Here is a 16,195-nt window from a genome sequence, read left to right as displayed (position 1 = left end):
AACATAGTAATGAAAATTGCCTACACCTTTGTCATTTCTGATCTCTTCCATTATGGACATTTGCAATTATTGGAAGCGGCTGCAAAGATGTCAGATAAGCTGATTTGCGGTGTATTAACCGATGATGCTGTTGTTAAAATTGGTGGTTCGCCTATATCTAACTATCAAGAACGTAGTGGCGTCATCAATGCAATAAAATATGTGAATGAAGTCATTCCACAAGACAGCCAAGATCCTTTCGAGAACTTGCAGTTGCTACGCCAACGTTTTCCTCAAGATGAAATTATTTTTGTTTATGGTGAAAATTGGGGTGAGGCACCGGGTGGTCACTCATTGAACAAGATAAACATTACCTTAAAGCAACAAAGTTTTTATAAGAAATTGAGTAACAATCATATTGCCTGTAAGTTCGTCGAAAAATATTACCCTAGTTTAACGGCACTAGATACCTTTTCTGAACGCTTCGTTATTCCAGATTTTGATAAATTTACCAAAGAGAAACCGAAATTTACGGTAACAACAAAAGCCAATACCCTGCAGAAACTAAAACCCTTATTAAAAAAATCGCATATTGAAAAAATGTATGTTTTTACGATTGCCGATTGGAATCATTATGCAGAAGAAGTATTAATTGACATCAAAGACAAATTTAACCACAACAATATTGTCATAAGAAGTTCTTGCTTAAATGAAGATTCCATGCAAGAGTCAAAAGCAGGACATTATCAATCCATTTTAAATATTTGTTCTGATGATCAAGCAAGTGTTAAGCATGCCATTACGCAAGTCATTCATTCGTATCCTCAAGATGAGATCAATTTGTCTGATCAGGTGCTTGTGCAGCGTTATACCAATGACGTTAAACTCAGTGGCGTTTTGTTCACCAGAGATTTAGGAACCAATGCACCTTATTATGTGATTAATTATAGCCAAGGTAATGAAACCGATGTGGTTACCTCAGGTAAACAATCATCATTACTTAAAATATTTAAGCATACTCATCGCCGAGTGCTGGAAAATCAGTGGCAAAAATTATTAGAAGCGATTGATGAAATTGAACAGGTTATCCCTGACATTCCACTCGATATTGAATTTGCGATTGGTGAAAATGAGCAAGTCGTCATCTTTCAAGTAAGACCCTTATCAGCAAATGTCTTTTTGCCAAATGTTGATGAAAATCAGATTGAAACCATATTAAAACAACAAGCACAAAACTATCATCAATTATTATTAAAGAATCAAAATATATTAAAGGGCGATCCTTTAATCTTGAGTGATATGGCATTTTGGAATCCATCTGAATTGATAGGATCACATCCTAGTGTATTAGCATATGATTTGTTCAATACTTTATTTATGAATAAAGCGTGGTGCTATGGCTTGAGCGCTCTTGCGTATAATAAAATTAAACCACAGCCATTGATGTATCAATTCTGCAATAAACCTTATATTAATGTCAATTTGGCATTTTTAGCATTAATTCCTGAGAATATTCCAGAAAAATATCACGCATCATTAAACCATTATTATTTAAATAAATTATGCGAACATCGTTATCTACATGATAAAGTAGAATTTAATATTTTATTTACCTGTTATGATTTTAACTTGCACACCAGAATGAAAGAATTATTAAGTGCTGGATTCCTGCAAGAGGATATAGATAATATTGAACAGGCGCTAAAAGTTTTCACAAAAACACTTATTGCTAATAGTGAAGCAACTTTTGCTGATATTGAAAACAAAATGGCGCAGTTGGAAGATTATCACCAACGCGCAATAAAAACAGTCAAAACTACAAATGCATCTATTGAGTCTAACATTGAAGGCTTACTGAGCACTTGCGAAGAGTTGGGGACCATTACTTTCTCAACCACGGCCAGGATGGCATTTATTGCTGAGTCATTAATAAAAAGCTTAGTAGAAATCAATGTGCTTACCTTGCAAGAATATAATGAAATTAAGCAATCTTTTTGTACGGTTGCCTTTGAATTAACACAAGCCATTGCTGATGTAGCCAAAGGGAAACTGTCTAAAGCTGAATTTATGACACAATATGGTCATTTACGTGCAGGAACGTATGATATTACCCAATGCCGTTATGATCAAAGTGAGCAAATGCTATTTGATGAGAGCGCAGAAGAGTCTAAGCAAGAATTAAGTCAGAGCGTACAAACGAAACTAACACAGTTTCTCCTAAATTCCTCTTTAAATATTGAATTTGAATCTTTTTATGGATTTATAAAATCAGCAATTGAAGCTCGCGAAAAGGTAAAGCTTGCTTTTACCAAAGTGATTAGTGATGTGTTAGAAATGCTAAAGTCGATTGGGCAAGCACATCATCTTTCAACAGAAGATTTATCAATGCTTGAATTGAATGAAATTCTGCAATTAAAGGCAACAGGCATCAATCATGAAAAAATAGCGCAGCGTAAAGCGGCATTTTTGCTATATAAGAAATTGTCATTACCAGCATTAGTCACCAAAATTGATGATTTTATGTTAATTAATCGTTTAGATGCAAAACCCAATTTTGTGACAGATAAAGTCGTCACCGGCGAAGCCGTTTTTTATCATAAAGCGATTGATACCCAAACATTGCATGACAAAATTGTTTTTATTGAGAGTGCTGATCCCGGATTTCATTGGATCTTAGCTTACAAGATTAAAGGTATTGTTACCCGATATGGAGGAGCTGCTTCTCATATGGCGATTTGCTGTGCAGAGCTTGGCATTCCGGCTGCGATTGGTTGTGGCGAAAAATATACTGAACTATTAGGTTGTCGCAGCATTCGAATGGATTGTGTCAATCAAATCATAGAAAGAATCCATTAATGATAATCTATATCACACAAAAAAAGCTAAAAGATAAGCATGGCCAAAGTTTAGATGTTTTAGAAAATGCTTACATTCAGTATTATCTTGCAAATCATATGTTTGCTGAGAATGCGGTGTTTATACCCGTTACCAATCATTTGCAACAGACGATGCGCTTAACGCAGACCATGAAGCCCGATTGGATCATTTTCACTGGCGGGAATAATGTTACACCTGATACAAATTCAGAAAAGGCATTAGTCGATGATTTGTGTCCTGACAGAGATGAGGTTGAACGGTATTTAATTCAATATGCAGACATGCATCATATTCCTAAATTAGCGATATGCAGAGGGTTTCAATTTTTAAATGTAATCTACGGTGGTCAATTAAGCTATTTTTTAACAGCGCATGGTGAGCTAAGAAAACATCCTTGTGTATTTGAAGAACAGGAATATTTAATCAATTCTTATCATCAGCATGGCATTAAAGTTTCGCAATTATCCGCACAACTGAAACCCATTGTTTTGGCAGATGATAATGTCGTAGAAGCCTATGTGAATGTCTCTGATAAACTATCGCCTACTTTGGGTGTACAATGGCACCCTGAGCGTGATGCAATCAAACCGGATTTATTTAAAATGATATGGGAAAAATTTGTAAATGAAAGCACTCATTTTAGCCGCAGGCATGGGTAAGCGTCTTGCTAAATATACCCATTTATTACCCAAAGGCATGTTGCGATTTAGAGACAAGCCGCTATTAGAATGGCAAATTGAGTTATATCGCAGCCAAGGAATTAATGACATCAGTATTGTCACTGGATACATGCAAGAAAAAATTCAATTTAGCGGTATTCGATATTACCATAATAAAGATTATGCCATAACCAATATGATTGAATCCTTGATGTGCCTAGGTGATGATCTATTAGAAGATGATTTACTCATTTCCTATTCAGATATTTTGTTTACCCAGGAAATATTGAATCAAGTGATTGCAACAAATGCAGATATTGTCGTTTCTGCGGATACAAAGTGGCGACGTTATTGGCAGATGCGTTATGGCACAACAGAAACCGATTTAGAAAGTTTAACGGTTGATACATCTAATCATATTCTTGAAATTGGTGCTGCGGTTGAACACTCTCAAGGCTTGAACCATCGTTATATTGGATTTAATAAATTTTCTAAACAAGCGTTGCAAGCAGGGTACAAGCTCTATCAGGAAAAGAAGACATCATTACAATCCTGGCAGCCCTCAGGGAAAACCTTCTATCAAGGATATTTCACGGATTTTATTCATGAACTCATTCAACAAGGTCTTTCAGCCAAAATAACCGCAACTCAAGGAGGCTGGCTTGAATTTGATACGGAAGAGGATTATGAAAAAACCTGTGAATTAGATAAAAACAATGCATTAATTGACTATATCGCACTATGAAATGTTATCAGCAGAGAAAACGCATTGCCTTGGCATCATACAGCGTTGCTTTGATTAGCTTGGTTGTATTTTTAGCAAACCCTAAGTGGATTGCATGGTGTTTAATGGCTTATGTCACCTTGGAAGTAGGATTACATTGGGGAATTGCAGCCCTTCGTCGTCGTTTTCAATGGTTGATTACGGCGGCTGATCAATTACCTAAATTCCCTGATGCCTTATTGACGAAATTTTTGGCAGATGGTTTTGATCCAGAATTAGGCTGGAGTCGAAAACCCAATACGACTAAACAAGAAATAGGTAAGTATGGTCCAACGCGATATCATATAAATGAGCATGGTCAACGGATGAATCCTGGCCATGAAGATTTGCCAATCCAGATTTCAACCTATGGCGACTCATTTACTTTCTGTCGTCAAGTTAATGATCATGAGGCCTTTCAATGGCATTTGTCGCAATTGACGCAAACCAATGTCTTGAACTATGGCGTTGGCAATTATGGTTTAGATCAAGCTTTTTTGCGAATGCAAAGGGAATTTCCCAAACAGCGATCACAAATCGTGATATTGGGCGTTGTGCCATCGACGGTGGTGCGTATTGAATCGGTCTGGAAACATTACAACGAGTTTGGCAATACGCTTGCTTTTAAACCACGTTTTATAATGCAAGGTGAAACCTTAAAGCTCATCCCGAATTTTATTAATACAGCAGAAAAATTGAAAAACTATCGCCCCTATCTTAAAGAAATTAATCAGTATGATAGTTTTTATGAATCCAAATTTTTAGCCGAAATGCTTGCTTTCCCTTATTGTTATTCCCTACTGAAGGCTCCCAAACGACACCTGTCTTTGCTGTATAAGGTACTATTTGGACAGCAACAGCAGGCTTTGGATGCCATCATGGCAAGCAATCTTTCTTTGCGGCAAAGGCTATTTAAAGAGGCTGATTCGCTACAATTGCTTAATAGTTTGTTAGATAGTTTTATAAGTTATGCAAAACAACAAGAATTTACCCCCATTCTAATGTGGATGCCTCAAAAAGATGATATTTTGTGTATCCGCTCTCAGGGGCCCTATTATCAAGACTTTATTCAAGCAGCAAAGCAGCGAATGAATGTTATCGACCTGACAGAGTCATTGTTAAAAGTCGATAATATAGAAGATCTTTACAGTGATGATAGTCACTATGGTGGCCACCTAAGCAAGGAAGGCAATAAGAGAATCGCTCATGAGATTTATCAATATCTCTTAAGTGTTAATTTATTAGCGCCTAAAGACAGACATTGTGTGAATGTGACAGAGAAAGATGCGCAGACTATATAATTATTTCAAAGAAATCGTAGCACTTTTACAACATCTGCCTTTATTGTGGCAAATGATGCAAGAGAAACGTCAAGGAAGAAAGATTGTTGCTTATCAGTTATCTTCTGCTGGGCAATTACAATACATGTTGCCGTTTCATCAAGAATTACAGAAGAAGATAACCCATGTGAGCTATTATGTCTCAATGGATTATCCAATGCATGGAAAGCTAGGCGATATTAATATTGCACCTTCCCATTATTTTCCATCAAAGATTGCAAAATATTTGTTCCCGATTGATGTCTTTCTAGAAGCCGAGATTCATAGTCGTGGGCCGAAAAACGCTGTTAAAATATTTTCAGGTCATGGACAAGCCAATAAATTATCGCATTGGGCAGATGATAATTTAAAAGCATTCGATATCTATTTCATGCATGGTCCTTTAGAAAGGAAAATGTTTGAAGTCATCCAAGAAAGCAAGCCGCAAGTCACAAATCACATTAAATTGATTAATGTGGGATATCCTAAATTAGATGATTTAGTGAATGGGAATTATGATCGTATTGAGCTCATGACCAAATTGGGCCTTGATCCCAATTTGAAAACCGTATTGTATGCGCCAGCGTGGGATCCAGGTGGTTCATTACGTACTTATGGTACGCAAATTGCGGAAATGTTATTGAGCATTCCTGATATTAATCTGATTGTAAAATTACATCCTGCCAGCATGGAGCCAGAAAATAGCCCCTATTTTGATTTTTATACCGGCGGCAAACGGTGGGAGCAAGAATTTGCTAAAATCCAAAATCCACGATGCCGTTTCGTTAAAGATTATTTAATTAATCCCTACCTTCATATCAGTGATTTAATGGTCAATGATTTCAGTGGTGTTGGGTTAGAATTTATGGTTCTAAATCGCCCCGTCATTTATATTGATTGCCCTGAATACTTTGAAAAAATATTGCCCTCTTGGCACTGTGATGGTCACTTGGCAAAAACAGATGATCGATTTAATGGTGGCAGAAATGCTGGGACGGTTGTTCATAATTTAGAAGAATTAAAATCTCAAGTTGAGCAACAATTAAAAGAGCCTGACATTCATTCAGCTAAAAGAAAAGAGTTGGCAGCACAATTAATGTATAACCCAGGGCATGGGGCTGCGGTTGGCACTGCTGAAATTTTAAAAATATTAGAGTGCGCATAAAATGAAAAAAAAAGCACTCATCACAGGAATTAATGGCCAAGATGGTTCATATCTTGCTGAATGGTTATTGGCAAATGGCTATGAAGTGCATGGGCTTGTACGAAGCGAGGCTTTTGCTAAACCCAAAGAACGCCTAAATAATATTTTACCTGTGCTTGATAGCATAAAACTTCATGTCGGTGATGCGCATGATTCCATTTACATTACACAATTAATTAGCTCGATTAGACCTGACGAAATTTATCATTTGGCTGCGAATAGTTTTGTCAGTCATGCACTTGATGCAGAGCCTGCGATTGTTGAATATAATTTCAATTCAACGCACTACTTACTTGCGAGCATAAAAGCCTATCATCCAAGTTGTCGTTTTTATTTTGCAGGCTCTAGTGAAATGTTTGGGGCAGCAGAAAATAGCCCACAAAACGAACTTACACCATTTAATCCACGTTCTATCTACGGAATTTCAAAAATGGCCGGTGCGATTCTCAGTAAAAATTATCGTCGCACGCATAACCTTTTTACCTGCAATGGGATTCTTTACAATCATGAATCGGTTCGTCGCGGATTATCTTTTGTGACGCGCAAAATTACCTCAAGTGTAGCTAAAATAGCCTGTGGACAACTGCATGAACTGGAACTTGGTAATTTAGAGGCTAAGCGAGATTGGGGCTATGCGCCGGAATATGTAGAGGCGATGTGGCTGATGCTGAATCAAGAGTCGCCAGATGATTATGTGATTGCGACGGGTAAACTTCATTCTGTTAGAGAAATTGTTGAATGTGCTTTTTCTTGTGTAAACCTGGATTATCAAAATTACGTTAAGGTCAATCCAGCCTTTCACCGAGCCAATGAAGCGGTGTCACTGGTGGGTGATTCAAGCTTTGCGCAGCAACAACTCAATTGGCGGCCACAAAAAAATATCTTTTCGATTATTGAAGAAATGGTTACTCATGATATTGAAGCGATTAAGCAGGAAGTGGTTTTATGAGAAATAATGACATATCCACTCAACAAAAAGGGGCGTTTTTATGAAAGTACTATTTACGTCGCCGATGATAATGCATCCGGCGGCCAGTGGCCCTCATTTGCGGATTGAAAATTCAATTAAAGCCTTAGCCAGTGTGACAGATTTACACGTCATGTCACGAGTAGCCCCACATGTGTTAGGTGGCGCGCAAGCGATTCAACATTACAAAAATCTTGCGCCCACTTTTACCTTTGCCCCTTCGGTCGATAAATTATCGAGTTGGCGTACTTTTCGCCGCATACAAATCGTGGCGCGCAAAGCGTGGGTGAATGATGCTAAGGCGATTGTCGAATATGCCAGAAAACATCAAATTAAAGTGATTTGGTTTGGTTATGGCAATATTTCTTACCCCCTGATTAAGCAAGTGCGTCAATTAGCGCCGGATTTATTTTTGGTGTGTGATACCGATAGCGTTTGGTCTCGATTTATTTTCCGAGAACTCCCTTTTATTGACGATGAGAATGAAAAACAACGCGTCTTAAAAGAAAGCCAAGCAAAAGAGCTTGAAGAGAAAGATTGGGTTCAATTGTGTAATATTACAACCGCTGTTTCCGAAGTCGATGCAACCTACTATCGTTATTTAACGCCGCAAAAAGACAAGGTGGCGCTATTTTCCAATGTGTTAGATATTAATCAGTATTTAGCACCGATTGCGCCGCCCTCTGATTTGAAGAAACCTGCAATCTATTTAGCGGGTTCTTTTGGTAAGCCAACCAGTGCGATGAATCGTGCAGCTGATTGGTTAATTAAAGGGATTCTACCTTTAGTGAAACGAGAGATCCCCAATATTCATTGTTATATTGTAGGCAATCATTCGGATGTGTCTTATGGGCATTTAAAAGATCCATCCATTACCGTCACCGGTCGTTTAGAAAGTGTCTTGCCTTATTTAAAGAATATCGATGTTGCTTTAACGCCACTACAATTTGAGTCGGGTACCCGTTTTAAAATTTTAGAAGCAGCGGCTTGTAAAACACCGATGGTCTCAACCACGCTGGGGGCAGAAGGTATTCCGGTAGAGCATGGTAAACATATTCTGTTAGCAGATAATTCCGAAGATTTTGCCGCAGCGATTGTGAAGCTGATTAAAGATAAAGCTTATGCAACAACCCTTGCTGAAAATAGTTTCCAACTCGTGGCCAAAGATTATGGACTAGAGCAACTAGCTAGAGAGGCCACAGATATTTTATCGAGAGTAACATCATGATTGAAAAAATTGAGCATCAAGCGGAGCTATATGCACTGATTGTTTATCATACCTTTGCAAAACCAGGGATTTCCTTTTTTACACCCGATGAATTCTCGCAACAACTCGCTTATATGAGCCATCCCGCCGGTAAAATCATTCAGCCGCATATTCATAATCCAGTCCCAAGACAAGTCAGCTACACGCAAGAAGTGCTTTTTATTAAATCCGGTAAATTACGCGTTGATTTCTATGATGAGCAGAAGAACTACCTCACTGGCCGTGAATTACAAGCTGGCGATGTCATTTTATTAGCCAAAGGTGGTCATGGTTTTGAAGTGCTTGAAGATCTGGAAATGTTTGAAGTCAAACAAGGCCCTTATGCGGGTGAACAAGATAAAACCCGTTTTACCGCTATTTCTAAAGAACAAGTATTGATAGAAGGTTAATATGGATAACTACATTGCAGTCAATACCCCTTTGCTCAATGGTAATGAAAAAAAATATTTAAATGAATGCATTGATACCGGTTGGATTTCTTCTGAAGGACCTTTTGTTAAAGCATTAGAAGAACAATTTGCCCAAAAAATGGGACGCTCTTATGGTATTGCCGTTTGTAATGGTACGGTCGCGCTTGAATTAGCGTTAAAGGCAATTGATATTCAGCCCGGTGATGAAATCATCATGCCAACCTTTACCATCATTTCCTGTGCTTTAGCGGCTGTTCGTTTAGGGGCAAAGCCTGTTTTGGTTGATAGTGATCCCATCACGTGGAATATGGCGGTTGATCAAATCGAAGCTAAAATTACCTCACGTACTAAAGCCATTATGGTGGTGCATACCTATGGCTTACCGGTTGATATGAATCCGGTTTTAGCTTTAGCGCAAAAATACCAACTTAAAATTGTTGAAGATGCAGCTGAGATGCATGGCCAAACGTATTATGGCAAACCCTGTGGCAGCTTTGGTGAAATCAGTACCTTTAGTTTTTACCCCAATAAACTGGTGACCACGGGCGAGGGGGGGATGGTCGTCACCGATGATCCAGCAATCCGTGATAAGTGTCAGTTACTGCGTAATTTAGCATTTGAACCCAAGCAACGTTATTTACACGAAGAATTGGGATGGAATTTCCGCATGAGCAATTTGCAAGCGGCGGTAGGGGTTGCACAACTCGAACGAATGGCAGAATTTATTGAGCGCAAACATGCGATGGGGCAGCGCTATGATGAATGCTTAAAAGAGATAGAAGGGATCCAACGCCCCCTTGCAGCAACCGATTATGCGAAAAATATCTACTGGGTCTATGGGATTGTCCTAGACGATGATTTGATGAATGGCAAAGCATTAATGCAAGCCTTGCATGCGCAAGGGATTGGGAGTCGCGCTTTTTTCTATCCGATGCATCAACAACCGGTATTGCTCAAAATGGGATTATTTGCCAATGAAAGCTATCCGGTCGCAGAACGTCTTGCAAGACAGGGTATTTATATTCCCAGCGGCTTAGCCTTAACGCAAGATGAGATAACCAGCGTGAGTGACAAGTTGAAAAAAATCTTAGCCAAGGCATCGGTGACATGTTAAAAAAAATTCTGAGCTATATTCATACTTCACGCACCTTAGCCAGAGTGAATATGGCTTTATCGCGTGCACAATCGGGAAATTTTCGCAATCTCTGTCCAACACTACCTACGAGTTGGGAATTTTGCGGATTTAGCCAAAATGGAGAAGATGGCATCATTGATTACTTGTGTACCCAAATTATTGAGCCTAATCGCTATTTTGTGGAAATTGGTGCCGCAGATGGTTTAGAAAATAATACCGCATGGCTTGCGATCGCTCGAAAATTTTCAGGGCTAATGATTGAAGGTTCACCGCAATTAGCTGCCAGAGCTGCAAAAGCGATCCCACAATATAATTTAGGTGTAAAGGTATTAAATGCTTTTGTCACACAAAATAATGTAAAAAAGGTATTGCAAGAATGCCTTTATCAAGATCCGGATGTCTTCTCATTAGATATCGATGGCATGGATTATTACGTGCTACAAGCGATGTTACAGGCAGGATTTTGTCCCAAGATTATCGTTGTTGAATATAATGCGGCTTTTGGCCCTGAAAAAGCGATGACCATTCCCTATCAAGAGCATTTTGATTATACGCAAGCAGATGCTTCAGGCTTATATTATGGGGTATCTGTCATGGCATGGCGTCATTTACTTGAAAATCAAGGTTATCAATTTGTGACCGTCGATAGTAATGGGGTGAACGCCTTTTTTATTCAGCCAACCTGTTTTTCTGCGGAATTTATTGCATCCTTAAAACCAAAATATTTTGCAGAAAACTTTTATCAACGACAAAAATGTAAAGGCGATTGGAAAACACAATTTGCCCATATTGCCAATAAACCTTTTAAGGAAGTCGTGTAATGTCTATTTTTGCTGATTACTCAAAATATTACGATTTGCTTTATCAAGATAAAGATTATAACAGTGAAGTGGGTTTTATTGATGGATTGCTAAAGCAATATGCCAAGCAACCCAAAACGCTTTTAGAATTAGGAAGTGGCACCGGAAAACATGCGTGCTTATTGGCGAAAAAAGACTATCACGTGGTTGGCATCGATCAAAGCCGTACCATGCTGGAAATGGCAGGGCATCTATTAGCACAAGAGCCACAAGCTGCTAAACAGATCCGCTTATTTGAAGGGGATGTGCGGACTTTTGAAATAAAAGAACAATTTGATGCGGCTATTTCTTTATTTCATGTGCTGAGCTACCAAACATCAAACCACGATGTTGAACAAATGTTTGAAACCGTCAAAAAGCATGTCAAACCGAGTGGGATATTTATTTTTGATTGTTGGTATGGGCCTGCGGTGCTAAATCAAAAGCCGGTTGTTCGATATAAACGGTTAGAAAATGAGATATTAGCGGTAGAGCGAGTTGCGGTGCCAACCATCGACGAAAACGCGAATACGGTTAATGTCCATTATCATTTATTCGTTCAAGAAAAGCCGAAGCTTATCTTCCAGAAAATGGAAGAAGATCATTTGATGCGCTATTACTTTTTGCCAGAACTGGAACGCATATGCGCCGCCTTTTCAATGAAAATAGAATTAGCCTGTGAATGGTTAACGCAAGAGCCCCTTAGCCAGGATACCTGGGGTGCATGCTTTGTAGTGCGTGTATGAAAAAGAAAAAAGTAGGCCTTTACTTAGATGCGGGCCCTGCATGTGGTGGCACCTATCAATATAATCATTTGATGCTTGAAGCATTGATGCAGTTGCCAGCCTCTGAATATGAGCCTGTGGTGTTCTATGGCTCACCACATTGGCAGAGCTTATTAGAAAAAAATCAAATTCGTGGCCAATTGATTCAAGTCCCCAAAATATGGCAAAAGATGGCAGGTCTTTGGCGACGTCTCAAATTCCCCTTATCTTTCTGGCATCATTTTGCTAAATGGGGACATCCGCTTGCTAGAGCGATGTTAAAAGAGCAATGCTCGCTTTGGATCTTCCCTTCGCAAGATGCTTATGCTTATTTGATGCCGGTCCCTTCATTAGCAGCAGTGCATGATTTAATGCACCGCTATGAAACAAGATTTCCTGAGGTGGGAGCTAAAAAAGAATATGCCAGAAGAGAATATCATTATCAAAATACCTGTAAGTGGGCAAAAGGCATATTGGTAGATTCACCGCTTGGCAAAGAACAGGCGATGGAGAGTTATCAGATCACCGCGAATGCGTGTCATGTGCTACCTTATATTGCTAATCGTTATATCGTGCAAATCCGACCATCAATCGACTTTGATCAAAAATATTCATTACCTAAAAAATATTTATTCTACCCTGCACAGTTTTGGCAACATAAAAATCATGAAAATTTGTTAAAAGCCGTTGCCATTTGTCGCCAAACAATACCGGATATTCAATTGGTGTTAGTGGGTAGCCCTAAGAATCATTATCAGCAGGTCATTGAGTTGATAAAAGAATTAAAGCTGGAAGCCAATGTTCATATTTTAGGATTGGTTGATGAGCAGGATATTCCTGAATTTTATCGGCGTGCGAGAGCGCTCATCATGCCAACCTTTTTTGGCCCAACCAATATTCCACCCTTAGAAGCTTTTGCTTTAGAGTGTCCGGTTGCCATTTCGGATATCTATGGCATGAAAAGCCAGCTGGGAGATGCGGCACTTTTTTTTAACCCATTAGATGTTAAACAAATTTCAGAAACAATAAACTTATTATGGCTGGATGATTCATTAGGTGCTGAGCTTAAGAACAAAGGAAAGACTCATCATGAAAATAAGGGTTTTTCACAATTTAATGTTCATTTTCAAAAGATAATGGAAGACGTTTTATTTAAAAAATATAGAACATAAGATAAAAAACATGAAAGCGATTATTGCCTCTTTTATCATTTGTTGTGTCATCACGATATTATGCATCAAACTCGCTCCTGCCCCTTATTTTTGGGCGGGAATAGCATGGAGCTTGGCCTTAATGCTCCTTTGTGTCAAAGACAGGAAGAAACCAAAGGCAGCCCTTTGGTTTAATTTAGCCTTCGTAGTTACGTTGTTAACGCTAGCAGAGTTTTATTTTTGGGCACCTTTTAAAACGACGGTGCAAGCGCAAGGTAATATGTGGCTACCTGAGCAATTCGTCAAACATGATATTTTAGGGTATGCACCTGCTAAAAATGTCAATAATGTTTTTGGTAAGAAATATTATAATGATCAGCTTTTTTATGATACGACATATTCAACCGATGAAAATAGTCAAAGAAGCACTTTTCCACGGAATCCGCGCGCAACCAAAGCGATAGTCTTTTTCGGTTGTTCCTTGACATTTGGTGATGGCTTGAATGATGAACAAACACTACCTTATCAAGTGGGCTTATTAGAAAAAGAAAAGTTCAATACCTATAATTTTGGGTATTCCGGGTATGGTGCTCACCAAATGCTTGCGGCGCTTGAGCATGGATTGGTTGATACTGTTGTCAAAGAGCAGCCACAGTATGCTATTTATACCGCGATACCTGGGCATATTGTGAGAAGTGCTGGTTTGCAAACTTGGATAGTGACCGCGCACGATCCTCGTTATGATTTTAACGCCAAAGGGGAGTTAACCTATCAAGGCCATTTTGATGATGACATTGAAAAAACAGGTAAATTTAAGCGAAGAATTTTAGCTTATTTAAGTAATTCATACATTCTTCGAAATATCTATAAACCGTTTAAATTTAACCAGAAGGGGCAACAAACTGACAAAGACTTACAACGATATATTCAAATTGTATTGCGTGCAAGAGAGGTCTTTGAACAGCGTTATCCTGGTGCTGAGTTTCATATTGTGCTTTGGCGTTTGTATGATTCAATGAATACCGATCGTGAATTCAACTTGTTATTGACAGCGTTTAAAGAACACCAAGTGAGAGTGCATGTCATCAACGATATCTTACCTGGGTTTTATCAAAATAATCCGCATTATCAGCTGGTACATGATAGTCATCCTACGGCTTATGCTAATTATTTGATAGCGCGTTATATTGCAAAGGATATTCTGCATGAGACTCATACTTAAACAAGGAACTATACCGCTCATTCTTTTAGTGCTCTTATTGTTTAGTCCATACCATGCATTAATGAAAGATAAGCTCTATGCTGATGATGCTTCCTATTTAGCACATGGGTTTACCTTAGGGCTTGACTATAATCTGCAATATAAAGATTCCGTCGCAGAATGGAAAACTCAAAATCAGCAGGCAGCGGCGCATCCGATAGGTCCGGGCTTATTTGCTTCCCCTTTTATTGCCGCGTTCTCATTGCTTGATAAAATAAGCAATCATCCTGTTATCAAAAATCATACCCATTTTCAATATTCATGGTCTTTTTTCGGATTTGCTTTTTCTTCGGTTGTATTTTTTGTTCTAGGATTATATTGCTATATCAAAGGACTGGAAGATTTATCATTCAAGCTATCAAGGAAGCATTTTTTATTTGTTGCCAGCAGCTTTGGCATTTTATTCTATGTGTTGTTTAGACCTGTTATGGGGCACTCGTTTGAATTTTTTACGATAGCTTTATGCTTTTGGTCTACCATCAAAATGTTTTTGACTATTTCAGCGCATGAAAAACTGCCATATCGTTATGCCTTTATTTGTGCATTAAGTATCATCCTAACAATGCAGATACGCCCTGCGAATATCAATGTTATATTGCTGCCAGTCGTCATGTTTGGTTTTCTATATGTGACTCAAAAAAAAGAGATGACGGCGAGCGATTTGAAAAATTGTTTACTGACATCAATGTTTGGAGCTGTTAGCGTACTGATTTGTTATTTGCCATTTCTGTATATCAACGAACAACTTTATGGCATGTTGTATCCAAGTTCGAGTGCAATGTATGGCCCAACCACCAATCCAGTGCCAGAAATTACTAGCTTCTCTGACTTTATTAATACCTTGTTAGTGTTACTGTCACGGATGCCACATATTTTGACTATCTGTTTTTCTTCTGAATTTGGTTTGGCCTTTTCTTCGGCTATCTTATTTTTTGGTACGGTATTCCTTTACTATTATTTATTCGCGAACCTAAAACAAAAAAGCGTCTTGGCATTATCAACCTTAATCTTTCTAAGCCTTTACATAGCCTTGCCGGTTGTTATTACTTTATTTTGGCAATCTTTGGGTGATGCTTACGGTTATCGGTTTTTATATTGTCTTTTTCCGCTTGCCATATTGGGGTATGGTTTTTGGCATCAACAGTTAAAATCCTATTTAGCCAAGGTGTTGCAAGTGACTATTTTGTTACTTTGTGGCTATGGTCTGTTGGGTAATATGTTATTTGGCCTGAATAACGATTTATTATACAAATCAGATGTAGCTAATTCCTTTGGTCGAGAAGGAGGAGGCGCCGTGGGCTATAACTTTGCGGTGTTAGAATCGGCAGCGAAACCTTCAACCTGGGTCAACCTAACCGCAACCAGAACCCCGGGCTTTTTTATGATGGGCATTTTACAGATGCTATCAATTAATCCCCAAGCTCTTGATTTACCCCAGGCCTTAGCTGAAAGACGGGATAAATTCTTTAGTCAGCATACGCAACCACCCGTGCAAACGTACTTACAAGCCTTGATTATCTGCTTGTTTTTTGTCGGTTCCTATATCATGTTGATTAAAAATGATCCATTAAGAAAATGACATCTTAAGGTAGATTGATTG

General features: G+C 38.6%; 14 protein-coding genes. All 14 read left to right on the top strand.

The annotated features are described in order from the left end of the window. Positions 1 to 9: 9 nt before the first annotated feature. Genes HT99x_RS12860 through HT99x_RS12795 form a run of 14 tightly spaced genes read left to right on the top strand, consistent with a single transcriptional unit; the run spans position 10 to position 16,174 of the window. Complete coding sequence (locus HT99x_RS12860) at positions 10 to 2,835, top strand: PEP/pyruvate-binding domain-containing protein (protein WP_075067164.1); 2,826 nt, start codon at positions 10 to 12, stop codon at positions 2,833 to 2,835. Beyond that, the gene (locus HT99x_RS12855; protein WP_075067165.1) at positions 2,835 to 3,515 is read left to right on the top strand and encodes a gamma-glutamyl-gamma-aminobutyrate hydrolase family protein; all 681 of its coding nucleotides are present in this window, start codon (positions 2,835 to 2,837) and stop codon (positions 3,513 to 3,515) included. Before HT99x_RS12860 ends, HT99x_RS12855 begins: the two co-directional genes overlap by 1 nt. After that, positions 3,481 to 4,260 carry an NTP transferase domain-containing protein gene (locus HT99x_RS12850; RefSeq protein ID WP_075067166.1) on the top strand — a complete coding sequence of 260 codons (780 nt, stop codon included), beginning with the start codon at positions 3,481 to 3,483 and terminating at the stop codon, positions 4,258 to 4,260. Before HT99x_RS12855 ends, HT99x_RS12850 begins: the two co-directional genes overlap by 35 nt. A gap of 29 nt (positions 4,261 to 4,289) precedes the next feature. Then, entirely contained in the window at positions 4,290 to 5,579 is a 1,290-nt protein-coding gene (locus tag HT99x_RS12845) for an SGNH/GDSL hydrolase family protein (protein ID WP_139016633.1), read from the top strand. Beyond that, positions 5,563 to 6,762 (top strand): CDP-glycerol glycerophosphotransferase family protein, encoded by a 1,200-nt coding sequence (locus tag HT99x_RS12840; RefSeq protein WP_075067168.1) that lies wholly within the window; start codon positions 5,563 to 5,565, stop codon positions 6,760 to 6,762. Before HT99x_RS12845 ends, HT99x_RS12840 begins: the two co-directional genes overlap by 17 nt. Position 6,763: 1 nt before the next feature. Then, positions 6,764 to 7,750, top strand: a complete 987-nt coding sequence (locus HT99x_RS12835) for a GDP-mannose 4,6-dehydratase (RefSeq protein ID WP_075067169.1) — start codon at positions 6,764 to 6,766, stop codon at positions 7,748 to 7,750. A gap of 40 nt (positions 7,751 to 7,790) precedes the next feature. Further along, a complete protein-coding gene (locus HT99x_RS12830) occupies positions 7,791 to 8,996 on the top strand; it encodes a glycosyltransferase (RefSeq protein ID WP_075067170.1) in 1,206 nt (401 codons plus the stop codon). Further along, positions 8,993 to 9,424 carry a hypothetical protein gene (locus HT99x_RS12825; RefSeq protein WP_075067171.1) on the top strand — a complete coding sequence of 144 codons (432 nt, stop codon included), beginning with the start codon at positions 8,993 to 8,995 and terminating at the stop codon, positions 9,422 to 9,424. Before HT99x_RS12830 ends, HT99x_RS12825 begins: the two co-directional genes overlap by 4 nt. A 1-nt stretch (position 9,425) precedes the next feature. Beyond that, entirely contained in the window at positions 9,426 to 10,559 is a 1,134-nt protein-coding gene (locus HT99x_RS12820) for an aminotransferase class I/II-fold pyridoxal phosphate-dependent enzyme (RefSeq protein ID WP_075067172.1), read from the top strand. Further along, the gene (locus HT99x_RS12815) at positions 10,553 to 11,401 is read left to right on the top strand and encodes a hypothetical protein (protein ID WP_075067173.1); all 849 of its coding nucleotides are present in this window, start codon (positions 10,553 to 10,555) and stop codon (positions 11,399 to 11,401) included. The genes HT99x_RS12820 and HT99x_RS12815 overlap by 7 nt, the downstream gene beginning before the upstream one ends. After that, on the top strand, positions 11,401 to 12,165 hold the full coding sequence (locus HT99x_RS12810; RefSeq protein ID WP_075067174.1) for a methyltransferase domain-containing protein: 765 nt from the start codon (positions 11,401 to 11,403) through the stop codon (positions 12,163 to 12,165). The genes HT99x_RS12815 and HT99x_RS12810 overlap by 1 nt, the downstream gene beginning before the upstream one ends. Continuing rightward, a complete protein-coding gene (locus HT99x_RS12805) occupies positions 12,162 to 13,355 on the top strand; it encodes a glycosyltransferase (protein ID WP_075067175.1) in 1,194 nt (397 codons plus the stop codon). The genes HT99x_RS12810 and HT99x_RS12805 overlap by 4 nt, the downstream gene beginning before the upstream one ends. Before the next feature lie 10 nt (positions 13,356 to 13,365). Further along, positions 13,366 to 14,556 (top strand): SGNH/GDSL hydrolase family protein, encoded by a 1,191-nt coding sequence (locus tag HT99x_RS12800; RefSeq protein ID WP_075067176.1) that lies wholly within the window; start codon positions 13,366 to 13,368, stop codon positions 14,554 to 14,556. Continuing rightward, positions 14,540 to 16,174 carry a hypothetical protein gene (locus tag HT99x_RS12795; RefSeq protein WP_075067177.1) on the top strand — a complete coding sequence of 545 codons (1,635 nt, stop codon included), beginning with the start codon at positions 14,540 to 14,542 and terminating at the stop codon, positions 16,172 to 16,174. Before HT99x_RS12800 ends, HT99x_RS12795 begins: the two co-directional genes overlap by 17 nt. The last annotated feature ends 21 nt before the right edge of the window (positions 16,175 to 16,195 follow it).

This window comes from Candidatus Berkiella aquae, from assembly GCF_001431295.2.
Taxonomy (GTDB): Bacteria; Pseudomonadota; Gammaproteobacteria; order Berkiellales; family Berkiellaceae; genus Berkiella; species Berkiella aquae.
Note: the sequence above shows the minus strand (reverse complement) of the source record. Positions and strands in the feature narration are given on the sequence as shown.